A 25,327-nucleotide genomic window follows, 5' to 3' on the forward strand; every position below is an offset into this window, starting at 1 on the left:
AATTGTACTTATATGAGGTGAGAAAATTGAAACGACTAGATGAACTTGTGGATGTATTTTTATATGGAAATGATGAGGAAATGTCGTATGTGTTAAACCGTCGAACGGGTGAAGTGCTTTTGGATGCGCTGGAAGCTTTAACTGGCGAGCCCGAGATTGATTGGGATGATGAGGAAGTGGCTGTGGATTTAGTGATGATTCCAAGCGTTTCATCGTCTGAAATGTATGATGTCATGATCAGCTTTGCTAAAAAGCAACCAGATTCGATTAAAGTTCATTTAATCGACGTACTTAATGGAAACAAGCCTTTTCGATTTTTTAAGCAAAAAATTAATGAACTAGGCATCGAAAATCATTGGTACGAATTTGAACAGAATTATGCTAAGAGCAGAATGACGGAATGGCTAAAAGAGTTTACTACAATTGAAGATCATTAAGTAATAGACCTGGGCAGAAGAAAAAAATGCACTATAAAATAGTTAATTAAATAAGACATGAAAATGACCACTCCATGGCGGGTGGTCATTTGTTATGAAGGATTTTTTATTAATTTCGTTTTTATAAACGAGAAAAAATGCATTGTTTTATTTGTAATCCAAAGAGCTACTAGCACAATAACTGCCGCGATAGAATAGCGCACATGTGGTGTTACTTCAGATAACGGATATGGATTTACTGGTCCAGGTTTTGGAGTCGACATCAAAGAATATATGATTCCACGTTCTGCAATTATAAGAGATAAAACAATCATGATAAAATAGATTATTAATTTTATTATCTTCATTTTTAACTCCTTTAGATTTATGAATTTTTTTACAATAAATAGGCTTATCACCATAACATGTGGTTGATTTCCGTTCCGACTAGGAGCTTTCCTAGGGGCATCCCCAAAGAGTCGCCTAGCCTTTTAATTGTTGAGAATCAAAATAAATACATGTAGGTTTGTTTTTTTCACTTTCACTTGCTCTATTAAAATAGATGATTTCCCTTTTCATCTATTTTGACTATATATTGTTATGTGAATAACATAGCATTAGCTATAAGAGTTTCAAAATCAGATTTTTCCGTAAATTAAACAAACTTTGAGAAAAGAAGGATTATTCCTTTGTGGTCGAAGATTTGAATTTCTCTTTTAAAGTATAATCAATAGTACTACTTGACTTTTGATCCAGGAGAAATTGAAATAACTGCTAATAAGCCTATATTTATTGGTAATCCGATTACCATGGCATGGATTGGCGTTAATTTCATAATTCTAATCCCTTTGTAACAAGGGTTTTAAAACAATAACAAACGGGCACCTCCCAAATTCGGTGTGGTGGTAGCGACGAAACTAAACCATACTAAATAAGGGGTGTGCCCTAGAATTATATAAAATAGAAAAAGTTGTTATAGAAGTCCTCTTTCCCCGCCGTAGCCTCAATGGAATTATCAAGGGCTCAAAAGTCTGCAAACTTGGCCATGTGAGAGATCAGCGGTTAGTTCCCCCTCCTATTCGATTCAATAGTTTTGGCATTTCAAAACCTCCGATTTTCAAAAACGCTTAGATTAAGATTTTAGCTAGACGCAATCAACCTCTGATATTGTTGCTCCATAATCCTAAAATGATGTTTTTCGTGGATGGCAAGTAGCTGAATGGATTGAATAAGGTTAGGATAGTGGGCAAGTGGGTCGGGAAAGACGATATGCCCGGCTATATTCTCCTCAATATCTTTTACCAATTCTTTCATTGCGCTTGTTTCGGTTACTAGTAATTGTTCGATTTCGTCGCTGTTTAGCACAAAGCGTATCTTTTTAGGAGGCACTAATATTGCAGGAGCTCTCATGCCTCTTCCTTTTTTGTTTTTAAATTCTTCGTAAACATCATGTATTTCAGTGGCGAAAGGCTTGTTTCTTCGTATTTTCGCGTAAGGGGTTAGTAGTAAGGAACATTTTGTTGCGGTTTTAAGCATTTTCAGGATCAAATAAAGATGATAAAAGTGTTCCCCGATTGACCATTTACCTTCCACTTCTCGATGCCATAGTTGGTTTTGCGTGAGTGATTGAATAGAGGGCAGATAATGAGCTCGCTGCTCCTGTAAAGTGTGAAAATGGGTTGCCATACTGTTCGATTTCATAGTATTGATTCTCCTTTATGCTGTTATTTCCATTTTAGGCAACTATTTTATAAAAGTACATTAAACACGATTAGGCATTGTCGATCAAAATGAAAAGTTCAATCTTTATTACAAAACGATGGCTTTTTATTTGCAGTAAAATCAAGGGTTTAGAGTGATTATTAATCAAACATTATTCAAAAGCTATAGTGTCTGACCTTGTCATAAACCTACAGTATGGACCTTCTAATCAAAACGATGAGGAGGTCTTTTTATGTCTTGGCAATATTCAATAATTTTTTTCTTAAAATTTTTCAATAAAAGTTTTATTTTTTTCGATAGGGCTCTCTTTATATTACAGAGATACAAAAATGTATCTTACTTAGCCAGGAAAGGTGGGGATCACATGAGTGAGAAGGAAAAAAAGTCGACAGAAGGAAACGACAAGGTAGTAGCTCAAAGTTTCTGTAGTCCTATTCGGAGTTGTTGCCTATACGAAGGTTGTTTAGGTACATTCGTTCCTCTAACAGGATCTACATGGATACTTGATCATTGCGGGTGTAAAGGCGGAGGCGGCGTTATTACTTAAACATCATTATATGAAAAGGAGTGGAATTAGCATGATAGTAAAAGTTCTAGCTAAAGTAGATTTAACAGGCAAGGATTTGCAAATTAAACTAACCTCTTTATATCAACAAGAGAAATTCAAAAAAATAGTGAAAGAAATGCAAGAGAAGGAAATGTTTAAAGTAGAAGAATTAGAAGTGGAAAAAGCCTATACTTTTGAAGCGGCTGTAGGGCAAAAAGCGAAAGGCCTAATTCAGTTTAATTCAACTATTATTAATCTGGTAAATAAGGATAAGACCGTTACGATCTTATTTAATGAATTGCCAATTCATCAGGATCATTACTTTGGACAAGTTTTAAAAAAAGGGGATTCTAATAATATCGTCACTTTTACATTTGAACAGGAAGAAGTGATTGAAAAGCAATATGAAACAAATCTTGTTCAATTTGAATTTGTTGAGGAAAATATTTCAATCGATAATGAAGTTAGTTTACTAGCATGGTGGACGTCTGATGGGTGCTTACCAGGAGGGTATCAGCATTGTGGTGGCAACTGTGGTTATGGTTCAACTCATGGTGGAGGGAAACCAATTAATGCAACAGATACTTGCTGTGTGTCACATGACAGATGTTATGACGTCTTTGGATATGGAGATAATTGCTGCGATAAAGAGTTGGTTTCATGTGTTTCAGGTCATACTACTGTAGCTGCAGCAGGAATTCGCGCATTCTTCGGACCACAAGCATTACTCTGTTAGTAGTAAAGAAAAAGCCTTTGAAGGAATGAACCCTTCAAAGGCTTTTCTAGACGTCTTTTTGTATAAAGTTACGTTCAATGTAAATATATAAATACAAGCATATAGAAAGTATTAACATTCCTAAGCTTATGACAAATAAACCCATTCCACGCCAACTACCGATAATAAAAGATAGAAGAACAGTGATTCCCCAAAAAATAAGTGTGATTTGGGTAGCTTTTCTTTTATTTTTAACGACTAACATACTTATCACAAATACTACCACATTAGCAAAAAAACCTATCCCAATTGGAATTAGAATATCCATTTTCTTATCCCATCCCTTTCTTTGCCTTGTTTAAATAAGTTTTAGCGTAACTCTAAATGTTTCAAAAATAAAAAGCTCTTCCTAATTATTATACAAAAATGGCAAAAAGAAAGTACAAATAAATAAGATGGACTAAAAATACTCCCATTAGATCAGCAGCTTTTTCATCTGTCTATCAAATGGGAGTATTTCAATTTCTAAGGTGAGCCCCAAGGAAATAGTGAATATAAAGAAATGATTAAAATAGCTACAGCAATGATGAAAGTGATGTAGGGACTGACGTTGCTTGCTTTATTTTTTATTAGCTTTACGCTCAGCGCTATAATGACTAATGATAATGGGAATACTAGCCAAAAACCCAGATTACCTAGGAACTCAATTTGAATTGGTAATTGATCGTAAAAATAATTATAGGCGATACTGAGAATAAGTAAAAATGTCAGCGCGATATTGCTCGATGCGATTTTATTATTGCTCATCATAATTCCCTCCAATCTATAAATTTGCGATCCTTTTATTTATAGTATGCTAGAAAAAATAATGTGGTTATTATGGTTTTGATTACGTACATCATATGTTTTTACATATTTGGGGCAATGGGGGGGAGCATGGTTTATTTCAATTGAATAAAGCCATGACCAATATGATTGATCGAGAAGTTTTCCAGTGGAAGAACATGGGATAGTAAGTAATCATACACATACATAGGAATCAAACGTGATTCAGAACGATTGATTGTTTTTATAATAAGAGCAGCGGCACCAGCAACAAAAGGCGCTGCCATAGATGTTCCAGTCAACTCTACATAATTACTGTTTAAATGTGTAGATAAAATATTTTCACCAGGCCCTACAAAATCTAAATTTACATTCGTATTAGAAAATTTTGAGGGTGTTTCTGCTTCAGATATGGAGCCGACTTGTATGACTTCTTTATAAAATCCAGGGTATGATATTTCGATAGTCTCGCTTTCTCCATCGCCTTCATTACCAGCAGCCGCTACCTTTTGAACGGGCATATTTTATGGCTTTATACAATTCTTCTTGTGGTTCAGGACTACCTAGCGACATATTCATGATGTTTACTTTTTCTCCATTAGGCCCAGTCCAATCAACGGCATACATAATTGCCTTAATTAAATTCTCAAAGCTACCTCTGCCCATATGATTAATCACTTTTAATATAAGAACTTTACTTTTGGGCGCTACGCCTGCGATGCCTCTACCGTTATCAACGGCAGCAATAATCCCAGACACATGTGTCCCATGACCGAGGTAGTCTTTATAAATGGAAGGGTTACCTTCATCATCATCTGTGAAATTATAGCCATCAATAATATTTTCCTTTAAACTCGGGTGGTCAATCTGAACGCCACTATCTAATACAGCAACAACAGATCCTGAACCTTGATCTGTTTCATCCCATAGTTCTCTTGCCCTGATTTTATCTAAGTTATCGGGAACTACGTTTTGAACTTTAAACAACTTAACAATTTTTACTGGTTTTAAAATGATTTCAGTGTTCATTATCTTCATCTCCTTTTACATAATAAAGTGAAGAAAGAACGATGATAATAAAGTGAAATTCGCAATTTAAAGAAAAAAATACCCCGAAAATGTTAGGAAAGGTCTAACATTTTCGGGGGAGTACAGGATACGTATTGTAAGTTGCAATATTCATTAACTCATGGATTCATCTCTTTAATTTTTAGGACCTATTCGCCCACCTTTTATTAACCAACTCCAACATATCCCGAAAAACTTCACCTTTTTTTGTAATAAATAAGGAAGGCCAATAAATAACACATACAATAAAGCAAGAACCAACATACCAGCTAATATACTGTTCATCTGTGTAGCAATAAAAATACTAAAGATTATTATAAGAAGATATAGTATAGCTATTCTCTTGTAGGCTATCATAAAATTCCCCTCCAGTTCATAAAATCATACATTAATTAGATGAAAGATATAAGGAAATTGGTAATGGAATAATTCCATTAAAAATTAAAACCAACCAAATAACATTAGGTAGTCTATAACCTAAATTATTTGGTTGGTTTATTTGTAAAAAGATCATTTATCATTAGCATGAATCTGACAATATTCCTTCAATAATTTAGAAGAAAGACTGGCATTTTTAATAAGGTTTATTAGTAAATCGCGTTCTTTTGGAGAAAGACTGTCATTCGTTAAACAACTTGAATAAAATGATTGAACTTCTCTTGCTTTACAGTAACAAGCCATTAATTTTTCAATTTCCATGTGGATTACCCTCCTTTTTTGTAATTAAGAGATTTTATAACTTCAGATAACTCCATGATGACAGCTTCTAATTTATCTATTTTCCTTTCAAAGCGAATGAACAGATAGACTGTTATGGCAATAGGGAATCCAAAATTTCCTATTAAGCTAATCCACATTGGAACATTTTCTGGTGTCATACTATAAATCATCCTCCCTCTTACTCTAAATTAATACTATAAGGTGATACTCGGATTCGAACCGAGGATCCAGGTTTTGCAGACCCATGCCTTACCGTTTGGCTATATCACCAAAATTGTAACTGTACTATGTAAAGTGAATCCTTCTTTCATAAAAACAACCTTCCAGTTAAAAAAAGTATTATTTTGTTATGGTTTCATATCTTATGTTTTAATCCTCTTTATAGAAAAAAGGAGGTCTCTAAGATGAAGTATGATTTAACGGTTTATTCAAGCGATGGATGTCAATATTGTGTCAGGTTAAAGGAATGGTTAGAAGCAAATAATATTACTTATATTAATAAGGACATTAATGAAGAACACGTATTACAGGAGTTTAAGCAATTTAATAGTAGCGCTATCCCATTTACTTTAGTAGTCGCTGATAATAAAGTGGAGGAAATTATAGGCTATCAGCCAGAGAAAATAAAAGCTATTTTAGATAGTTGAAGAAGTTGGATTAAATCACCTTTTTTGTATAAAAGGTGATTTTTTATTCTCTTTTTAAGAACGTTTGTTCTTATTTTGGTTTATAATATAGATACTACATTCACTTTATATAGAAAGAAGGCGGATATATAGGAGGGATTATTAAATGGAGAAAGATAATCAAAAAGTAGAGGAATTCTTCTATAGGAATAATAAACAGGTAAACAATCCAATTATAAAAAGCTTTTTGTCGGATTCTGAAAATCTTTATTTGGTACAAAAAGCGATCTTATATCCAACTGATAGTAATAAAAAACTCGTGGATGAATCTTTTCAATCTCACTATATAAATGTTAGGAAGATCAAATACGTCAGTAATTTAATTTATTTCTTCAGTTTAGATTTTGATAAAAAAAGGAGAAAGCTGCAAAAGCATACTTTATTAATATTAGATAAGGGCTTATCAGAAGAAGGTGGAACGACTGCAAAAGAGCAAATAGAAGATGCAAGCAATGAAAAGGAGCTTGAAAATATAGTTGGAGAAGGGTTATTAGACAATATTGAGGATGAACAGCTTTTAAAGTCCTTGCAAAAACTAACGGTTAAACAGCTACAAGTTTTAGAGATGATTTATGTAAAAGATCTTACTACAAAAGAAATAGCTCAAAAATTAAGAACAACACCACAGAATATATCCAATCTTCATCGCAAAGCTTTAAATAAGCTTAATCATATACTCAGAAAAAAGGGGGAATAATTTATATGGCAAATTTAGAAAACCAACTTAACGAAGAAACGCTTACAATTATAGAGAATTTCACACCTAAAATTAAACAATGTTTACACAGTACAGACTATCAAGAAAGGGAAGATTTAGAACAAGAAATCAAATTGAAGATTATAGAAAAGCTGGCGACAGTAAAGTTTCAGAATGCACCTAGTTTTTGGGATTTTTTCTTGTAATTCTTATGAAAAAAGAACGTCGAAGGTATATACCTGACTTCAAGCAGGACGACAGAAAAAAGGGCAAGCTTCTACTTGCTCTTTTTGTGGATATGAACTACAGACGATTTTGACTGAACCAAAATTGAGGGTAAACGTTACTAGCAAAATGTATTAACTGGAATAAAAATACCTTTAAACAAGTTAATGGAACTTTCTAATCACTTTCTAGTGATAGAACAATACTACATGATTAGATCTTTATGACTACTTTATACCTAGAAGGGTAAGAACGAATTTACTAATTTTTTTCTATAAATCCAAAATAGAAATGAACATATTTGCGATAGTATTTTTATTCAGAATTAGAGAAAACGATACAATTTATTAGGTTTATTGAAAAAAATTACCTAATTTATTGTAGAAATCATGTAATGTATTTTCTGGTTTTACATGAAGATTTAGTAATTTTTTTTGTTGTGAAAAATAGGACTTTTATATAATTTTGATTAAATTACATATTTTTATAGATTTACTAACAGTTGTTTTAGTACACTAAAATTATGAATTGAAAGGGGAAAGAAACATGAAGAAAACAATTATTGCTGGAGCACTTAGTATCGCATGTTTAACAGGAGGCTTTGGTGTACAAGCTAATGCACAAGCTAATACACAAGAAAGTATAGATATTTCTAGCTTCATCCACCCGAAAAATGTAGTTGCGGCTACTACACAAGCACAATCAATGTCCTACCAAGATATGTACAAAACGCTTGTACTTGCTAAGTTAAGCTACGTCGATAGTGAAATGAGCTTAGTATGTACAAAGGATAGTATTTCATTAAAACTATCCTTGGAAGGACTTATGAAATTCTCTGATCTAACTGCACAAGACCAAAAAGAATTTAAAGAGCTTTTCGGTGACGCTATGCAAATGAAATTTTCTCCATCCGGAAATACATTCAAAGCAGAGATGTTTAGTGAAGGGAAATGGCAGGTTTTGGATGATGAAGGGAAAAATGCTTTCATAGATTCGATTAACGATGATCTTTTAGACTTAAAACCAGGTGGTTACTTCACTGATACTATTGGACATTGGGCTGAGAGTTATATCCAATTACTGTTCCAAGCTGACATTATTAATGGAACATCGGCTACAACATTTAATCCAAATGGACAAGTAACACGCGGACAATTAGCTTCTATGATTTTCCGTGCTGGTGGATTAGATGTGAAAGAAGATTACGAAAGCCCTGCTACATATAAGGATTTGGGAAAATACCCAGGTGCTAAAGAAGTAGCGATTTTAGAGGATTATGGCTTAATCGATATTTTTGATGGTGCTAATTTTGAGCCATACAAACCTGTAACACGTGAGGAAATGGCCTATGTAACAGCAAGCTTATTAGAAGCAATGGAATTTGATGTAGCTAAGGCTAGCAAAAATAACACATTTACAGACAAAAATCAAATGCGTAAAGAAACTGTAGAATCAATTGGTTTATTACAACAATTAGGTGTTATTGACGGAGCAGGTGGTAAATTTAATCCAAAAGGTAATCTTACACGTGCACAATTCTCTAAAATTTTATCACTTACATTATTAGCAGCAGGTGAAGAAGAATAATATTATTCTTCTTTAATATGAAAAAAGCAATCCACATTATTTTGGTGGATTGCTTTTTTATTCGACTAGCATATGAAATACATAACTTAAAAAATAACCTAATAAAATATATGTTAAAAAGGATTTACGTGTTACTGAACGAAAATGATGCAAAATAAATTCTGAAATACTGGCGGTTGCGATTAACCCGATTGATATGCCCATTAGTAGCCCTTGTGCCTTCTCGGTTAATTCCCAATCCTGACCAATCTGTATAAAGATACTAAAGAAAATTGAAAATGCTATGAAATAGAGAAAGAGTTTCCATAGCCTTTCTCCTTGTGATAATAATGCTGTTGAAAGTGCAAAGCCTTCTGGCAGATGATGTAGAATAATGGATGCTGTAATGGTAATACCTAATGCAGAGTTCCCTAATAAATTTCCGACAGTGAGACTAATTGGAATGGTGTGGATAATTATAGCCATTGCAAGTAGCGTTACAGAGGGGTTTTGTGTATGGGAAGCGTGTAATAAACTATTGAGTATTTGAAAAATTAAATAGCCAATAAGAATTCCAAGTATAAGACCAAATGATTTGTATAGATGAAAAGAAGAAGGAATAATGTCTAATATAAGTAAGCCAACTAAAAATCCACCACATAATAATGATAATCCTTGAGTTGTATGCTGAAATAGCTTAGAAAATACCCAGGCTATCGCTCCTCCGATGCTAACACTGAACAAAAGAAATCCACCTAATATCATTGCATTCAACTGCAAAATTTCCTCCACCCTATCGCCGTTTTACAAAATATATGCTAAATAGAAATGAATATGATAAGCGGAAGTTTTAGAAGAAAAGGATTCAATGTAGTAAAAGGCTATTATATGATCGAATGCTATGTAGGTATTAATTGACTGAAAATTTATTTAATTCTATACTTTTTAGATAATACCAGATTCATTGATTTAGTAACTACTAATGAAGGTGAGGAATATAAGTATGAAATGGGATGCGAGTTATGATGTAGTAGTCGTAGGTTCAGGAGCAGCGGGGTTAACAGCAGGTCTGACAGCAAAGCTACAGGGCATGAAATCACTAGTTATTGAAAAGACAGATCGTTATGGTGGAGCTTCTGCCTTGTCTGGTGGTGCATTATGGATTCCAAATAATCATGTAATTAAGGGTGAAGGCGTTCCAGATACACATGATTTAGCACGTTTATACTTAGATTCAACCATTGGTGATCGTGTGCCAGAGGCTTTAAAGGAGGCTTATATTACAAGAGGACCAGAAATGTTAAGGTTTTTAACTAATCATACGAGGCATATGCGTTTCCAATATGCTAAAGGTTATTCTGATTATTATCCTGAAAAACCAGGCGGCTTACCGCAAGGACGGTCGATTGAGCCACGTATTTTTGATTTGAAGAACATGGGCTCATTAGCAGACACGATGCGTCGTTCGACCTTGTCCACTAAAGGCATTACGATGAATAGCTATGAATTTCATAAGGTCAATATGATTAGACGTACGACAAAGGGGAAAACGACAGCATTAAAATTAGGCATGCGATTGGTGAAGTCGAAAGTTACAGGAAGTTTGCCTATTGCATTAGGGGAAGCATTAATTGCTCGTTTACGAATGTCACTTGCTGAAGCGAATGGAGAGTTGTGGATCTCGACTGCATTTAAAGATTTTATCGTTGAAAATGATCGGGTGACTGGTATCGTAGTTGAGCGAGATGGGCAGGAGATGCGTATTGAAGCAAAGCGTGGGGTTGTGCTTTCTGCAGGTGGTTTTTCTCATAATCAAGCATATCGCGAAAAATATTTGCCAGCTCCAACAAACACAAAATGGACTTCTACACCAGAAGGGCAAACAGGTGACATTATCGAGCCAAGCGTAAAGATAGGGGCGTCACTAGATTTAATGGATAAAGTATGGGGGGCACCTTCAGTAATTGATCCACAAGGACATCCTTTCTTCCTAGTTGCAGATCGAGGCGTTCCTAATATGATGGTTGTAGATGGTGCAGGAAAACGTTATTTAAACGAAGCGGCACCTTATCATGAATTTGTAGACAATATGCATAGTCACCATGAAAAAAACAACAATGCTATACCTTCTTGGATCTTGATTGATGCAACGGCAAAGAGTCGTTATATTTTCACGGGACTTTTCCCTGGACAGTCCTTCCCAAAAAGTTGGTTTGACAGTGGTATTGTGAAAAGTGCACAAACAATTGAAGAGCTTGCATGGCAAATGAATGTTTCTCCAGAAAATTTAGTGGACACTGTGGAACGTTTTAATGCTTTTGCTCGTAATGGCCATGATGATGATTTCCTTCGAGGAGATAGTGCCTATGATAATTATTATGGAGATCCCACATTGCAGAATCCGAATCTAGCAGAACTGAAGAACGCTCCATTTTATGCACTTCGCTTATATCCGGGAGATATCGGGACAAAGGGTGGCTTAGTAGTGGATCAGCATGCTCGCGTTGTAAAGGCAGATGGTACGGTAATTGAAGGGTTGTATGCCTCAGGAAATTGTTCGGCCTCTATTATGGGCGAAACATACCCAGGGCCAGGTGCAACATTAGGACCGGGTATGACATTAAGCTATATTGCAACAACGCATATGGCAAATGTAGTTAAAAAGGAACGTTCAACGCTGCTAGAGGTATAAATAAAATAAAAGTTGCTATTCGTAGACCTAAGTTCAGTAGTTTACTGGATTTAGGTTTTTGCTTATTTTCATTCAATTCCTTACTGAATAAAGGGTTCTATAAGATAAGAGCTAGGAATATGGTGGATATTAAGTGTTAAATTGGTTCATCACCAAAAGTTGTGAATGACATTTGTTAAAATGAATGCCATATATAGGTTGATTGGAGCGCAGGCGAAGTGGCTCATCGGACGCCCCCAGGAAGCTCTGCTCTGCGCGAAAGAGAAGCGACAGCAACAAATGTTTTCTGTGCGAAAGCGAAGCGACAGCAACAAATGTTTTCTGTGCGAAAGCGAAGCGACAGCAACAATGTTTTATCTGTGCGAAAGCGAAGCGACAGCAACAAAGCGCCTACACGTTATGGTAATGAGCGGTAAAATCGATAATTCATTGGAACATAAAAAGGAGTGAATCAGCACGTGCTATCTTATAGACTCGTAACAACGATGGAAGAGTTAGAGTCCTATAAAAATACTTGGTCAGAGATACTTGAACGTGAAAAAAATGATAATCCGTTCATTGAGTTTGAATGGGTTTCGACATGGTGGACAACGTTAGGTGTTAATGACAATGTTGAGATTTACATAGTCGAGCAAAATGGAGTAGCAGTAGCATTTTTCCCACTTGTTCGTTATGTACGATTTGGTGGTATACATTATTTTGTTTTTTTAGGACAAGGGTTTGCCACTTATATGGAAGTAATTGCAGAGAAGCAATGGAAGGAACCTGCAATTGAATACTTACTAAAGGAGCTTTCTCGGAAATATAAACGATTTATTTTAGTGTTACAAGGCTTATTAGAAAGTAAACATACATCTCAAATTCTAGAAAAATATGCAATAGAGTATCAGGTACCTTATTCTATTTTTCGTACTGTCACTCCTTATATTGATTTTCAATCTATAAAACTTGAGGATTTTCTTTATAAGCATAGAAAAAAATTTAAAACGATTCAGCGGCGTGAAAAAAAATTAAAGGCTCTTGGTCAAGTAACCTTTCAAGAGGTACATCGTGAAAGGTTAGCTGACATGTTCGACTTGTTTACGAGAAGATGGCAAAAGAAAATCGATAAAAGTGGATTTACAGAACAACAAACGCGTCGTTTTTTTGAGCGTTTGGCAACGGAGAAAAGTAACGCGTTACGAGTAGAAGTAGATAGTCTTCAGTTTGAGGGGCATTGGATCGGCTTTACGATCGATATTTGCTGTAGAGATCGGAATTTTTGTCAGGCGATGGGACATGAGCCTGATTTCAATATTTTTGGGCCTGGCCGTTTAATAGAGCGAGAAAATATGCTCAAAGCACATGCTTCGAACTACCGCTTCTATGATTTAGGCAGTGGTTATGAGCCTTATAAGTTTGAATGGTATACACATGTTGATTTTACTAGAAAATTTGTGATGAGTACGAAAGGCAAAAGGGAACGTACTTTAAGGCTAATGATGGTCTTGTTTAATAGATTGAAAGGTCAATTAACGAATAATCATCAGCTCGTGAAATTGAAACGAGATCGATTAGGAGAGCTACGCTATTTTTTAAAAAGTGCCCGTTCAAAGGATTGGTTCCATTCTGTCAAGAAGGGGATTAATCGCATAATAGCTGTGCATATTTTTGATATTTATGTTGCTGAGAATGGCCAAGGTCAAACTACATCAAACTTTAATGAAGTGTTTATTCAGGATGTGATGGTAAGTAGAAGACGTGCTAACTACGTTTCGAACTTTCATAAGGGCTATCGGATCTTTAGAAATAGCACGAACGATATAGCTTATTTAAGACATGATCAAATATTTCGTGAAGAAGCGACAGGATTTACACACGAGCTTCCATCCAATGTTTCATACATTCAGGACAATAATCATCAGCTGTCTGAAATCGTCGCTAACATGCAGGAAGAAGGAAGAGCCGTCTGTACTTCCGTTCATTGGTATGAAAGGAAAAGACGACGAGAGCTAGTACAGTTAGGATTTCAAAGGGTAGAGAGGATAACAATAATTCAAGTATTGAAAAAGAAAAAGGTATATCGCCAAGTAAACAATTGGTTAAAATATCTCCAATCACAAGGGAATAGTATTTATCATCTCTGACATTTAGAGCTATTACCTTTTTTATTTAAAAAATCCCCAGCGTTTATGAAGCGGCGCTGAGGATTTTTTTCTGAAAGAAATTAAAAGTGTATACCTGGTTTATCAGTAAGCTTACAGCCTGTGCCATACTTTGCTTTTAAGGCACCTTTAAAATTCGTTTGTTCAAGTTCAGGGTATGCCTGTTTCCAAAGTTCAAACACATTGTGACTTGAAGCAGAGCCGTCCTTTGTTAGTCGAACAATATGGAAACCATATTCATCATTGCATCGAGCTAATGGACGATTTTCACGCACTGTAATGATACGACCACTCGCTGTAACATCATATAGGCCCTCGTAGCCTGAAATGGCACGTCTTTCTTCATCGAAGTCAGCTGTTTTTTCTTCTTTAACTTTATCTTGCTCTACAGGCTTAGCTGCTTCTTTGACTTCGTCTTTCACTACAGGTTCAGCTGCTTCTTTGACTTCGTCTTTCACTACTGGTTTAGCCTCTTCTTTACTTTGAGTTTGAAGCTGTTCCACAATGACAAAATCCTTATTTGAAGCTTTATCGCTCATTGTAGCCATTACATTCATAATGGAACCGACATAACGCAATGGTTTGTCTTTGCCTTCTTCAAAAACGAAAATATTATAATCGGTTTTATTCATTTTTTTAATAATAATATTTCCTGTTGCAATAGTAAAACCGATAAACTTGTTCTTTTTTAGTGCTTGTACTGCTTGTTGCTTTGTTAAAATCATTTTTAGATCTCCTAAAGAATTGTTTTTTCTATTCTACCATAAAATTAGTTTTCCTGTTTTTCTATAGTTTTGATGTTTCATTATTGTTCTGTTAATTTTTAATAAGAGGTGAGGAATAGAACCGCTCAGGTAGTAACGCGAACTGCTCGGGTAAGCCAAAGAAGTAATCAGGTAGCGCCCCGAACTGCTCGGGTAAGCCAGGGAAGTGATCAGGTAGCGCCCCGAACTGCCCGGGTAAGCCAAAGACGTAATCGGGTCCTCTAGCAACCGCTCGGCTATGAAGGGTCAAAATACAATCTGTCCCTTCAGAATATATGTATCTCTAAAAAGTCATGTGAAAAAGTAACTCGTACACTACATCATCAAAAGGAGGATTTTTTATGGTTCAACATTTATTTAGTATGAATTTAAAATGGTCGGAGGGGAGAAATGGGACAGGTACTATTATTGCGGACAATTTAAAAACGAAAATCTCTATCCCTACTGAAATGGATGGACCAGGGATTGGGACAAATCCGGATGAAATGCTGCTTGGAGCTGCAGCAACTTGCTATTTAATTACACTGGCTACGTTACTTGAAAATTCGAAGATTGCTGTGTTGGATTTGTCTATGCAAGCTGAAGGTTTTGTTGATGTCACGAATGGCATTTTTACTTATGAGAAGATCGTGCATAAGCCAAGAATTGTTGTGCAAGATTTATCTGAACGACAGCAAAAACGAATTGATCGATTAGCTGAGAAGGCTGAACAATCTTGTATGATTAGTAAAGCGTTAAAAGGAAACGTTCAAATAGAATGCGAGGTACAAATTCTACAAGGATCAATAAATGGCTGAACAGATAAGGGTTATTCACTTTGAGGGTTTATCGAAGCAAAATCTCATTTTATCGAAACTATTTGAGGGTTTATCGAAACAAAATCTCATTTTATCGAAACTATTTGAGCTTTTATCGAAACAAAATCCCTTTTTATATTTTATTATGTAAATGCTTTTCGAAAGTAGTTCTATAAATGTCCCAGATGAATATATAAAGTTAAGTGCAAAAAAAATGCAAAGGATGATGTATTGCACGAGCAATCAGCTCAGACTATCACATTTTATAGTCAGTACGGCAAAAGAATTTTTGATATTACTGGGGCACTCCTATTACTTTTCATAACCATTCCTCTCATGTTACCTGTATTCCTCATTTTACTCATTAGTACAGGCCGCCCTTTTTTCTTTAAACAAATCCGTACTGGATTGGCTCATCAACGCTTTATTATTTTGAAGCTACGGACAATGACCATACAGGCAGTTCCAGTGAATATGCCTACTGTGTGTGCAGACGGGATTCCGGAGGATTATTATTTTAAAACTGAACAGGATGCACGAATCACGAAGGTTGGGTCCGTTCTTCGAAAGCTAAGTATTGATGAAATTCCACAGCTCATTAATGTCTTAAAAGGAGATATGAGTATTGTTGGACCACGCCCTGAAGTTCCACCCATCACAAATGCTTATAACATTGTCCAGGCTCGACGATTAGAAGTAAGGCCAGGATTAACAGGGCTTGCTCAAATTAACGGTCGATCTAATATTTCTCATGGGCAAAAAATTTCATATGATCTAGAATACGTTGAAAATTATTCGTTTTGGATGGATTTGAGAATTATCATCAAAACATTTTACGTAGTGTTAGCGAGAACAGGTGCTTATTAACTTCTTTCAGCAGAAGTCCCCTACCTCTATAAGTGGTGAGATGGATGCGAATTTAAGCTGTTTTCAGGGGGGGCCAAACGCCTGCTGAAAGAGAGGAACTCAGTCTAAGAACGCCACGTCCTGTGGCAACGACTGAGTAACCAACATCGTGTTGGCCCAAAGCCTCCGGCGGATGTCATGGAATCGGAAAGGAGTTCTTAAAGGATGTTAGCCTAAAATCATCGCATCCATGCGATAACGGCTAACTGACCTGCATCACGCAGGCCTAAGCACAAAGTCGATTCCAGACGCAATTATGCCAAGGCACAATTGATAAAAATAAGGAGTGTTAGGTACTGAGAATTGTTCAGCTTATTACACGTATGGATAAGATTGGCGGAGCGCAAAAGCATGTGGAGGCACTTGCCATAAAATTAAAGCAAGACGCTCATGAGGTAACTATTGTAACAGGCCTATACGATCCATCACTGTGGCGCTTACAAGCAGAAAAAATTGATGTTATCAGTATCCCAGCCATGCAACGAGCGATTCATTTAAAAAAAGATTTACAATCCTTGTGGCAATTGAGAGCCGCTTTTAAAAAAATAAAACCCGATATTATTGCGGCACATTCATCAAAAGCGGGTGCAATTGGACGTGTAGTAGGTAGTCTTTTAGGCATTCCAACTGTTTTTACAGCCCATAGCTGGAGTTTTACAGAAGGCGTACCGCATAAAAAAAAGATTTTGTATAGTCGGATGGAAAAATCAGTTCAGACGTTAACAGCTAAAATTATTACGGTATCTGAATATGATCGCAAGCTAGCACTAACAAAAAGAATTGCTCCTGCCCATAAAATGCTCACAATTCATAATGGCATTGACCAAATAGATAAGCGAGTAGCACCTAATCGAGAGAACGAGGAGCATCCACTAATTGTGATGGTTGCTCGCTTTGAAGTGCCAAAAAGACAGGATTTACTGCTAGAGGCTTTAGCAGAGCTTTCTGATATCCCTTGGCGCCTTCAATTGATAGGTGATGGCTCACTGCGTCCTAATTTAGAAACATTTGTAGCCAATAAAGGCTTAACGGATCGTGTCACATTTTTAGGCAACCAATTAGAGGTCACATCTTTGCTTGAGGACAGTCATTTATTTGTCTTGCTATCCGATTGGGAGGGCTTACCGATCTCAATTATTGAGGCGATGCGGGCAGGACTTCCGATTATCGCCACGAATGTAGGTGGCGTCAATGAGCTAGTTTCTGATCACGAGAATGGATTTTTAATGAACCGAGATGATACAGATTTACTAAAGAAAAGGCTTAAACAATTGTTGATGGATGAGAACTTGCGTCAAAAAATGGGGGACGCCAGTGAACGTTGCTTTTTAAGGAATTTTACGTTTCTACCAATGTATCAGAAAACGCTATTTGTCTACGAACAGGCTGTATCAAAGTCGGCTAAGAAAGGTGATTGATTTGCAATTAATTCGCATTCGAACAGATGATGAGCTCATGTGGTACAAGGATATTTGGGATGAAATTTTAGCAACTGAGGTTAATGATAATCCATTTATAGAATTTGCTTGGTTTTATAACTGGTGGCAAATAGTTGGGCGAAGAGCGCGTGTTGAGCTCTATGCTGTTGAAGAAAATGGTCATATCATTGCCTTTTTCCCATTCACAGTTCGACTTCGATGGGGGATACGAATTTATTCCTTTACGGGAGAAAATATTGCAAATTATTCAGGTGTTGTAGCGAAAAAGGAATGGCTGTTGCCCGCTATAACCTTTGTATTTGATCAGCTCATCGAACGGCATAAACATGTCATATTTTCGTTTCATGGATTATTGGAAAGCAAAGAGTCTACAAAGGTGATTGAACAATATTTTGTTGAAAGGCAGTTACACCCGAGTATTTTTCGTGTAGTGACACCGTATCTTGCCTTTCACGATATAGATTTCCATAAGCATTTTAATCAACGTAGAAAAATGCATGGTGTGGATAGAAGGGAACGAAAGCTGCGGAATTTAGGTTCATTAACGAGGGCAGTACCTTCGCAGGACGAGCTTTGGCAAATGTTTAGATTGTTTGATCGGCGATGGGCCAAAAAGCTAGATACGAGTGATTTTACAAAAGGAAAGAAAAGAGATTTTTTCGAACGGCTAACACTTCTTAAAGGGGAGGCATTGCAAGTCGAGGTAGACGCACTTGTTTTTGAAAACCAATGGATTGCCTTTACCTATGGAATTTGCTGTCGAGGACGTTATGTCACTTACGCCCTTGCGCATGAGCCGACATTTAATATATTTGGGCCTGGTAGATTAGTTAATCAGGAAATTATCAAGCGCACCTTTTCTGAAAACTATCATTTATTCGATATGAGTATTGGTTATGAGCCTTATAAGTTCGATTGGCGCTCTAGTATTGATTTTACAAGGCGTATGCTTGTAGGCAGTGGAACGAAGCGGGCAAAGCTATTAGTAGGTCATTATTCGCTGAAGGCACGAATAAAGGAATTGTTAAAAGGCAATTATCGTGTTGTTGAATGGAAACGCAATACGCTCGGTCAATTACGGTACTTAGTAAAGTATGGAAAGGTAAAAGATTGGCTAGAATATGGACAACTATTCGTAGAAAAATTTATTCGTTTTAAGCAAGTGGATTTATATGAATTATCCCCATCAGATAGTGTCACACCGCATCGACCTGTAGGAGATTTGTTTGAGGAGTTGTCAATACAGGAGGCGATGCAACTCGATGATGAAGAAATTATTTCTCTATTTTATAAGGGGTATACCATTTTTAAAGATTCCTTTGCTGAAACAAATAAAATTGCGTTTGCGTTACATGCTGTGAACTGGCGTGTAGATGAATTGCAAATTGTTGAAGCATTGCCGAAGCAGACCTATTTTTTAACCTATGATGTTTATAAAAATATCGATATTATAACAGCTTTTTTCCAAAAAATGAAACCTGCACAAACACTTTGGGTCACAGCAAGCTTTTGGCAATGGCGAAAGCGTAAACGACTATTGCAGCTAGGTTATAAACGTATTTCTCGAATGAAACATTTCAAATGTGCTCGTTATGAACGAAATCATGTAGAAAAATACACAGAGAGTGGGGGCGATGTTCATTCTGTCCATTAAAAGTAAGCGATGGAATATCGCAATGCAGCATTTTTATTTTGTAGAAAAGCCAGCTAATTTTAGAAAATCAATGAAGGTTGTTGGTTATACACATTCACTTGTACCTAGCCGTAAACTTGTTAAAAGTGAAACGGTTCATATTCACCTTACAGAAAGTGAGTTATCATTATATCTTGCACTTTCAGAAAGTAATCGAAAAATACTTCGTCGTGCACAAAAAGAGTCCTATCAAGTTTTTATTTATAAGGAACCATCAGAAGAAAATTTACGAGCCTTTCAGCAGTTTTATAATAATTTTGCCAAAAGGAAAAAACTCGAGCTAATTAGTAAGTCTCAAATGGAAGCCATTACGCTCTTAAAGGATCAAGGGGCACTATGGTTGTCCGAGATTCGAAGTATTTGTGGACAAACATTATGCTATAGACTCGATATTGTACACGCTAAAAAAGCAATGTCCTACTATGCAGCGACTTGTCATTCACAAATGATGCCAGATGATTTACAACGACCAGTTCGTTATGCAAATCGTTTCTTACTATGGCATAATTTATTGCATTTAAAGGAGCAAGGCTTTGATTTATATGATATGGGGAAGCTAACAGATGACCAAAATGTTCGTGAGTTTAAACTGGGCTTCGGTGGACAGGTTGTCAATGTTTATTCCGGCTACATTACTCAATCCAAAATAAGTGCACTGTTACTGGGCGTGCAAAAATGGAGGAAGTAGCAATCAAAGTAAACCGTGGGGGTCTTGTCATATCTTTAGATTTTGAGCTAAATTGGGGTGTCCACGATGTATTTAAATACGGTCAATACAATAAAAACTTATACGGTGTACGTGAGGCATTGCCTGAAATACTGGCGTTGTTTGAACAATACGGTATTCATGCAACCTGGGCAACAGTTGGTTTATTGTTTGCAGAAACAAAAGCAGAAATGGCTCATTACTTACGAGGTATCCCGGTAAAATATAAAAACATGCGCTATGCAGCACATACACAACTTATAAAAGTAGGAGAAAATGAGCAGGAGGACCTCTTACATTTTGGCAACTCCTTAATTGAGAAGATTAAATGTACACCACATCAGGAAATAGGAAGTCATACATTTTCACATTTTTATTGTTTAGAAGCTGGCCAAACTGAAGCGAATTTCCGTGCAGATTTACATGCTACTGCCATGATTTGTGAAGAGTATATCGCACCGATGAAGTCGATTGTATTTCCACGAAATCAAGTGAATGAAGCGTATTTCACAGCTTGTCAGGAAGTGGGGTTTGTTTGCTATAGAGGGAATGAAAAACACCCGTTGTACGATCCTCGAAAATTTACGAAAAAAGGTCGGCTATTAGGTGCGAAGAAATGGCTGGATAGCTATGTTAATGTAACAGGAAATCATCTAGTAACATTAGCTGAAATGCAAAAGGATTCATTTATTAACATTCGTTCAAGTGCATTTTTAAGGCCATATTGTAGCCCATTACGTTTTTTTGAGGGCTTCAAGATTAAACGTATTAAAGAGGGCATGCATGCAGCTGCAACGTCTGAAGCTTTTTATCATCTATGGTGGCATCCTCATAATTTTGGCAAAAATATTGAAAAAAATTTAGCTATGCTTGAAGAAATTTTACAGTATTATCAGGAATTACGTCATCAATATAACTTTCAAAGTTATACGATGCACGAGGTCGCGGAGCTTTGCCAAAACTTGTCTCGCATTAACGGACAGTAATTTATTTGTACCGAAAGAGATACGTCAGGTACAAGACGCCCATCTCAACATTCATCGAAAGCAAAGAAGTGGAGTGGATTAGATTAGTGTTCACTTTATCCAAGCAAAAAAAGTAGCAAACTAGAACATTGCCTAGTTTGCTACTTTTTATGTTATAGGGGTAAATGGAATGGTCCTATTAATGTTGAAGGTATTTCTTTAGGTAATTTCAAGTGGATGATAAAGTAACACAGGGCAATTGACTTCAATTTTGCTCATCACCACAATACATGTATTTCAAAGAAAGGCAAGACTGGTATTAGGTAGTGATGAAGCGGGACGTGGAATAATGGTTTGTATATATTTACAATGAAGTTTAATGATAGTTTGCTATAATAGAACAATGCTTAATAATGAATTACTACAATCATTGTATTGTTATAGAGAGGATTATTTATCATGACTACAAAACCAAAATTATTAATTGTTGATGGTATGGCGCTATTATTCCGTTCGTTTTTTGCGTCAGCTGCGATGGGGCATTATATTCGCCTTGCGGATGGGACACCGACCAATGGTGCCCAAGGATTTGTGCGTCATGTATTAACGGCACAATCTATCATGAAGCCAACACATCTTGCTGTTTGTTGGGATATGGGTGCCCATACATTCCGTAACGAATTATTTGATGGCTATAAGGCTAATCGTCCAGCACCACCAGAGGAAATGCTGCCACAATTTGATATGGCGAAAAATTTATCTGAACAAATCGGCTGGCAAAATTTCGGTGTTAAAGGGATGGAGGCAGATGATTTAATTGGCTCGATGATTACGAAATGGCAGGATGAGGCTGACATTACGGTAATTAGTGGCGACAAGGATTTACTACAGCTTTTAAGACCATCTACGGAAATTGCTTTTACAAAAAAAGGCTACACAGAGTATGACGTTTATACGCATACACGCTTTACAGAAGAATATGGCATCGAACCAGTTCAATTTGCACAGGTTAAAGCTTTTATGGGGGATACGAGTGATGGTTATCCAGGCGTTAAAGGAATTGGACCAAAGCAAGCACTTACATTAATTCAAACGTATGGTTCTATTGAAAATGTTCTTACATCAATAGATGAATTAAAGCCAGGTCAACGTACAAAAATTAAAGAAAATCTAGACATGCTAAAATTGTCACACGAGCTTGCAACCATTCAAACAAACGTACCAATCGAGGCAGAATTAGCGAGCTTAGTATTACCTAATTACGAACCTCAAACGTTCAAAGAAATAGAACAACATGGCTACACATTAATCGCCAAGCAGGCACGCTCACTGTATTCACTCATTTAAAAACAAACATCATGGTCATCAACGCAGAGTATAGAAATATGCTCTGCTTTTTTATACAAATTTTTGTAACCTTTTCCTAACCTCAAACGAATTATAAGCAAATAAGTAAAAGGAGGGGAAAGATTGATTGATTCAAATAACTTGGAATCAAGAATAGTTGAAATCTACAATTTGTATTACTTAGACGTTTATAGATTTCTTGTTTGTTTTACGGGAAATCAAAATGATGCGGAAGATTTGACCCAAGAAGTGTTCATTCGTGTCTTAAAAGGTTTATCGAACTTTGATGGTAAATATAACTTAAAAACATGGATTTTTTCGATCGCAAAACATGTGGCAATAGATCACTATAGGAAGAAAAGGTTTACCTCTCTATTCAAGGACGGTTTTTTTAATCAGTTAACATCGAATGAAAAGAAGCCTGATGAGGAATTTGAAGTAACAGAATTAAAACGACTTATACATGATGCCATTGCTAAATTAAAACCTAATTACAGAGCAGTAGTCATTCTTCGAGGTATTAATGAGTTCACCATTATCGAGACTTCAGAAATTCTTCAATGTAGTGAAGTGAAGGTAAAAGTTGATTATCACAGAGCCCTGAAAGAGCTTAAAAGAAAACTGAATATTGAAATAGAGGGGGTTTTGACAAATGCAAAATGAAAAAGATTTATTTGATATGTTGAAAGAAATGTACCCTCAACATCCTAGAAAGGAATTTGTTTCTGCAACTGAGAATACGCTTAGGCAACGAGCACGAAGTATGAGGAAAAAAAGAATCTTAACAAAGTTCTCTGTGATTTCAAGCAGCGTTCTAGTGTGTGCATTTATTTTTTCATGGTTAATCTTCTTTAATGGAAATGGTAAAGTTTCAGAGGTCATCCATAGTTTTGGAGGGGCGTCATCTTCCTACGCAATGGACGAAAAAGAACCTGTTGTATATATATATCATTCGCATAATATAGAATCATTTATTCCAGAGCTTCCTACACAGGAGGTGGATAGTGAGCAGGTGTATAGAGGGCAGACGTATAGTGATACGAAAAATGTAACATTGGTAGGAAAAGAATTAAGTAGAGCATTAAAGGAAATACAGGTTCCATCCATTCATGATGAGACAGATATAGCCGGAATCTTAAAACAAAAGGGTTTACATTTTCCTGATTCATATAAAGTGTCACGGGAAAATTTACAAAAAGTCTTAGCTGAAAATGACAGTATTCGCATGGTTTTTGATATACATCGAGATTCTAATAAAAGACGGGATTCCACAATTGAAATTAAAGGGAAAGAGTACGCAAGAATTAAATTTGTCGTATCGAAAACGAATGGAAACTATGAAGTGAATAAAAAATTTGCAACTCAGCTTCATGAACAATTAGAAGGATTATATCCGGGACTATCAATAGGTGTAATAGAAAAAGAGGGCAATCCCCCAAATACCTATAATCAAGAGCTCCATGATAATTCAGTATTATTAGAAATGGGAGGTATAGAAAATACGATGGAAGAAATGTATAGAACAACAGATATTTTGGCACAAGTTTTAAAGGATATTCTTGAGAAAAGTAAATAAGCGTTGAATTATAAGAAGAACGTGTCTAGACATTGCAGGCACGCTCTCACTTAGTTCGGTGTAATTTTCACGAAGCTCAATACTTTTTTATTATCTTTAAAAGGAGCCGTTCGAATTTTACTTTCACGATCACGGCCACCATTATCATGGAATATTAACAATAGCTCATCATTTCGTATTTCATAGCCAATAAGAGGTACCCAATGATAGGCGAAGGCCGATTTTTTATCGCCCCAATTTAGGCTAAAATAGCGGTCGAAGCGTATGGCGACAGGGCGACCTGCATCGATTTCCTGCATTGCCTCCTTTAATGTACAATCACGAATATCCCATGTTGGACGAAGCCGGCGAAGATTGCGAATTAGACGCCATTTAAATAACCCGATTTTTGTGCCGCCAAGAAGTTTATAAAGTTCATTTACCGAAGGAGCTTGATCTTCTAAATAGTTTAAGACTACGTGTACAGTTGTAGGTCCACAGGCAGAATTACGATAGTTTGGCGAAATCGATGCATCATATTGTGATTTTCCGAGCAGTGATAATTGTTTGCGCATCATAATTTCCTTTCTAAAAAAGAGCTGCATTTCAATAAGAAATGCAGCTCCTTTTTTGATTATTGTTGTGCAGATAAGAACTCAATAACTTGCTGAGGTGATTTAGCATTGGCACTATGTAAGTGCGCTAATTTTTCACCGTTTTGGAAAATTAGTAGGCTTGGAATACCCATTACATCATATTTGTCCGCAATTTCTGGAAGCTCATCGCGATTAAGGTCGTACCAGTCATATTGGCTGTACTCTTCGATAATTGGATCGATGAACATATCCATGCGTGTGCAATCTGGGCACCAGCCAGCGTAAAATTTCACTAGAACCTTTTTGTCACCAGAAATTAGCTCATTAAATTGTTCAGCAGTTGTAATTGTTTTCATTAGTGTTTCACTCTCCTTGCTTTCCATTCTACACATTTTTTGCACAACCTGAAAGTTTTCTGTTTGGTATGATTGTTATCTACTTATTGTTTCGTTTTCGCTCGTGAAAAACAAAAAAAGTTGTAAATTGTAAAAAATAATGATGAAAAAAGATTGCTAAATTAAACAAAATAATCTACA

The 25,327-nt window shown here is 36.1% G+C and carries 31 protein-coding genes and 1 tRNA gene; 19 read left to right on the forward strand and 13 right to left on the reverse strand.

Annotated features, from left to right (window positions below):
* The first annotated feature begins 26 nt into the window (after positions 1–26).
* The gene (locus ACB089_RS04225) at positions 27–437 is read left to right on the forward strand and encodes a UPF0158 family protein (protein WP_374965425.1); all 411 of its coding nucleotides are present in this window, start codon (positions 27–29) and stop codon (positions 435–437) included.
* Positions 438–529: 92 nt separating this feature from the next.
* Here ACB089_RS04225 and ACB089_RS04230 read toward each other — a convergent pair whose 3' ends face one another.
* Both ACB089_RS04230 and ACB089_RS04235 read right to left on the reverse strand, forming a co-directional pair.
* Positions 530–784, reverse strand: a complete 255-nt coding sequence (locus ACB089_RS04230) for a hypothetical protein (RefSeq protein WP_374965426.1) — start codon at positions 782–784, stop codon at positions 530–532.
* Positions 785–1,556: 772 nt separating this feature from the next.
* On the reverse strand, positions 1,557–2,117 hold the full coding sequence (locus tag ACB089_RS04235; RefSeq protein ID WP_374965427.1) for a DinB family protein: 561 nt from the start codon (positions 2,115–2,117) through the stop codon (positions 1,557–1,559).
* Between the two features lie 385 nt (positions 2,118–2,502).
* Between ACB089_RS04235 and ACB089_RS04240 the strand changes: the two genes are divergently transcribed.
* On the forward strand, positions 2,503–2,685 hold the full coding sequence (locus ACB089_RS04240; protein ID WP_139114450.1) for a hypothetical protein: 183 nt from the start codon (positions 2,503–2,505) through the stop codon (positions 2,683–2,685).
* 31 nt (positions 2,686–2,716) lie between these two features.
* Positions 2,717–3,421: a hypothetical protein gene (locus ACB089_RS04245; RefSeq protein WP_374965428.1), complete on the forward strand. Its 705-nt coding sequence runs from the start codon at positions 2,717–2,719 to the stop codon at positions 3,419–3,421.
* A 46-nt stretch (positions 3,422–3,467) separates the two neighbouring features.
* Here ACB089_RS04245 and ACB089_RS04250 read toward each other — a convergent pair whose 3' ends face one another.
* The 7 genes from ACB089_RS04250 to ACB089_RS04280 form a co-directional block, all read right to left on the reverse strand.
* A complete protein-coding gene (locus ACB089_RS04250; protein WP_374965429.1) occupies positions 3,468–3,728 on the reverse strand; it encodes a hypothetical protein in 261 nt (86 codons plus the stop codon).
* Between the two features lie 197 nt (positions 3,729–3,925).
* Positions 3,926–4,207, reverse strand: coding sequence for a hypothetical protein (locus ACB089_RS04255; protein ID WP_374965430.1), 282 nt, complete (start codon positions 4,205–4,207; stop codon positions 3,926–3,928).
* Positions 4,208–4,341: 134 nt separating this feature from the next.
* Positions 4,342–4,746 carry a S8 family serine peptidase gene (locus ACB089_RS04260; protein WP_374965431.1) on the reverse strand — a complete coding sequence of 135 codons (405 nt, stop codon included), beginning with the start codon at positions 4,744–4,746 and terminating at the stop codon, positions 4,342–4,344.
* Entirely contained in the window at positions 4,715–5,254 is a 540-nt protein-coding gene (locus ACB089_RS04265) for a S8 family serine peptidase (RefSeq protein ID WP_374965432.1), read from the reverse strand. The genes ACB089_RS04260 and ACB089_RS04265 overlap by 32 nt, the downstream gene beginning before the upstream one ends.
* A gap of 549 nt (positions 5,255–5,803) precedes the next feature.
* A complete protein-coding gene (locus ACB089_RS04270) occupies positions 5,804–5,992 on the reverse strand; it encodes a hypothetical protein (protein WP_374965433.1) in 189 nt (62 codons plus the stop codon).
* A gap of 5 nt (positions 5,993–5,997) precedes the next feature.
* Complete coding sequence (locus ACB089_RS04275) at positions 5,998–6,171, reverse strand: YvrJ family protein (RefSeq protein ID WP_083227054.1); 174 nt, start codon at positions 6,169–6,171, stop codon at positions 5,998–6,000.
* Positions 6,172–6,212: 41 nt separating this feature from the next.
* A tRNA-Cys gene (locus ACB089_RS04280) sits at positions 6,213–6,283 on the reverse strand.
* 134 nt (positions 6,284–6,417) lie between these two features.
* On the opposite strand from ACB089_RS04280, the gene ACB089_RS04285 reads away from it, so the two are divergent.
* The 4 genes from ACB089_RS04285 to ACB089_RS04300 all read left to right on the forward strand — a co-directional run bounded on the left by ACB089_RS04285 (position 6,418) and on the right by ACB089_RS04300 (position 9,208).
* Positions 6,418–6,660: a glutaredoxin family protein gene (locus tag ACB089_RS04285; RefSeq protein ID WP_068985383.1), complete on the forward strand. Its 243-nt coding sequence runs from the start codon at positions 6,418–6,420 to the stop codon at positions 6,658–6,660.
* Between the two features lie 145 nt (positions 6,661–6,805).
* Complete coding sequence (locus tag ACB089_RS04290) at positions 6,806–7,396, forward strand: sigma-70 family RNA polymerase sigma factor (RefSeq protein WP_374965434.1); 591 nt, start codon at positions 6,806–6,808, stop codon at positions 7,394–7,396.
* Between the two features lie 5 nt (positions 7,397–7,401).
* Positions 7,402–7,602: a hypothetical protein gene (locus ACB089_RS04295; RefSeq protein WP_374965435.1), complete on the forward strand. Its 201-nt coding sequence runs from the start codon at positions 7,402–7,404 to the stop codon at positions 7,600–7,602.
* Between the two features lie 565 nt (positions 7,603–8,167).
* Positions 8,168–9,208 (forward strand): S-layer homology domain-containing protein, encoded by a 1,041-nt coding sequence (locus ACB089_RS04300; protein ID WP_374965436.1) that lies wholly within the window; start codon positions 8,168–8,170, stop codon positions 9,206–9,208.
* 57 nt (positions 9,209–9,265) lie between these two features.
* On the opposite strand, the gene ACB089_RS04305 is transcribed toward ACB089_RS04300, so the two are convergent.
* Positions 9,266–9,931: a ZIP family metal transporter gene (locus tag ACB089_RS04305; RefSeq protein WP_374965437.1), complete on the reverse strand. Its 666-nt coding sequence runs from the start codon at positions 9,929–9,931 to the stop codon at positions 9,266–9,268.
* 259 nt (positions 9,932–10,190) lie between these two features.
* Between ACB089_RS04305 and ACB089_RS04310 the strand changes: the two genes are divergently transcribed.
* From ACB089_RS04310 to ACB089_RS04320, 3 genes are all read left to right on the forward strand, one after another.
* Positions 10,191–11,879, forward strand: coding sequence for an FAD-dependent oxidoreductase (locus ACB089_RS04310; protein ID WP_374965438.1), 1,689 nt, complete (start codon positions 10,191–10,193; stop codon positions 11,877–11,879).
* A gap of 165 nt (positions 11,880–12,044) precedes the next feature.
* Entirely contained in the window at positions 12,045–12,329 is a 285-nt protein-coding gene (locus tag ACB089_RS04315; protein ID WP_374965439.1) for a hypothetical protein, read from the forward strand.
* A gap of 8 nt (positions 12,330–12,337) precedes the next feature.
* Positions 12,338–14,005, forward strand: coding sequence for a GNAT family N-acetyltransferase (locus ACB089_RS04320; RefSeq protein ID WP_374965440.1), 1,668 nt, complete (start codon positions 12,338–12,340; stop codon positions 14,003–14,005).
* An 80-nt stretch (positions 14,006–14,085) separates the two neighbouring features.
* On the opposite strand, the gene ACB089_RS04325 is transcribed toward ACB089_RS04320, so the two are convergent.
* Positions 14,086–14,748 carry an NUMOD4 domain-containing protein gene (locus ACB089_RS04325; RefSeq protein ID WP_374965441.1) on the reverse strand — a complete coding sequence of 221 codons (663 nt, stop codon included), beginning with the start codon at positions 14,746–14,748 and terminating at the stop codon, positions 14,086–14,088.
* Positions 14,749–15,128: 380 nt separating this feature from the next.
* Here ACB089_RS04325 and ACB089_RS04330 point away from each other — a divergent pair, with 380 nt between their 5' ends.
* From ACB089_RS04330 to spoIIP, 9 genes are all read left to right on the forward strand, one after another.
* Complete coding sequence (locus ACB089_RS04330; protein WP_374965442.1) at positions 15,129–15,584, forward strand: SACOL1771 family peroxiredoxin; 456 nt, start codon at positions 15,129–15,131, stop codon at positions 15,582–15,584.
* Between the two features lie 231 nt (positions 15,585–15,815).
* On the forward strand, positions 15,816–16,451 hold the full coding sequence (locus ACB089_RS04335) for a sugar transferase (protein WP_374965443.1): 636 nt from the start codon (positions 15,816–15,818) through the stop codon (positions 16,449–16,451).
* Positions 16,452–16,813: 362 nt separating this feature from the next.
* A complete protein-coding gene (locus ACB089_RS04340) occupies positions 16,814–17,908 on the forward strand; it encodes a glycosyltransferase family 4 protein (RefSeq protein WP_374965444.1) in 1,095 nt (364 codons plus the stop codon).
* Entirely contained in the window at positions 17,901–19,583 is a 1,683-nt protein-coding gene (locus tag ACB089_RS04345; RefSeq protein ID WP_374965445.1) for a GNAT family N-acetyltransferase, read from the forward strand. The genes ACB089_RS04340 and ACB089_RS04345 overlap by 8 nt, the downstream gene beginning before the upstream one ends.
* The gene (locus ACB089_RS04350; RefSeq protein WP_374965446.1) at positions 19,564–20,310 is read left to right on the forward strand and encodes a hypothetical protein; all 747 of its coding nucleotides are present in this window, start codon (positions 19,564–19,566) and stop codon (positions 20,308–20,310) included. Before ACB089_RS04345 ends, ACB089_RS04350 begins: the two co-directional genes overlap by 20 nt.
* Positions 20,298–21,314, forward strand: a complete 1,017-nt coding sequence (locus ACB089_RS04355) for a polysaccharide deacetylase family protein (protein WP_374965447.1) — start codon at positions 20,298–20,300, stop codon at positions 21,312–21,314. Before ACB089_RS04350 ends, ACB089_RS04355 begins: the two co-directional genes overlap by 13 nt.
* Positions 21,315–21,752: 438 nt before the next feature.
* Positions 21,753–22,640: a 5'-3' exonuclease H3TH domain-containing protein gene (locus tag ACB089_RS04360; protein ID WP_374965448.1), complete on the forward strand. Its 888-nt coding sequence runs from the start codon at positions 21,753–21,755 to the stop codon at positions 22,638–22,640.
* A gap of 123 nt (positions 22,641–22,763) precedes the next feature.
* Positions 22,764–23,303: an RNA polymerase sigma factor gene (locus ACB089_RS04365; RefSeq protein ID WP_374965449.1), complete on the forward strand. Its 540-nt coding sequence runs from the start codon at positions 22,764–22,766 to the stop codon at positions 23,301–23,303.
* A complete protein-coding gene (gene spoIIP / locus ACB089_RS04370; RefSeq protein ID WP_374965450.1) occupies positions 23,293–24,216 on the forward strand; it encodes a stage II sporulation protein P in 924 nt (307 codons plus the stop codon). The genes ACB089_RS04365 and spoIIP overlap by 11 nt, the downstream gene beginning before the upstream one ends.
* 50 nt (positions 24,217–24,266) lie before the next feature.
* Here the strand turns inward: spoIIP and ACB089_RS04375 are convergent, their stop codons facing one another.
* Positions 24,267–24,770 (reverse strand): C39 family peptidase, encoded by a 504-nt coding sequence (locus ACB089_RS04375; RefSeq protein ID WP_374967510.1) that lies wholly within the window; start codon positions 24,768–24,770, stop codon positions 24,267–24,269.
* A gap of 59 nt (positions 24,771–24,829) precedes the next feature.
* Positions 24,830–25,183, reverse strand: coding sequence for a thioredoxin family protein (locus ACB089_RS04380; RefSeq protein WP_374965451.1), 354 nt, complete (start codon positions 25,181–25,183; stop codon positions 24,830–24,832).
* Positions 25,184–25,327 lie beyond the last annotated feature (144 nt).

The sequence above is a fragment of the Lysinibacillus sp. RS10 genome (assembly GCF_041956855.1).
GTDB classification, from domain to species: Bacteria; Bacillota; Bacilli; order Bacillales_A; family Planococcaceae; genus Lysinibacillus; species Lysinibacillus xylanilyticus_A.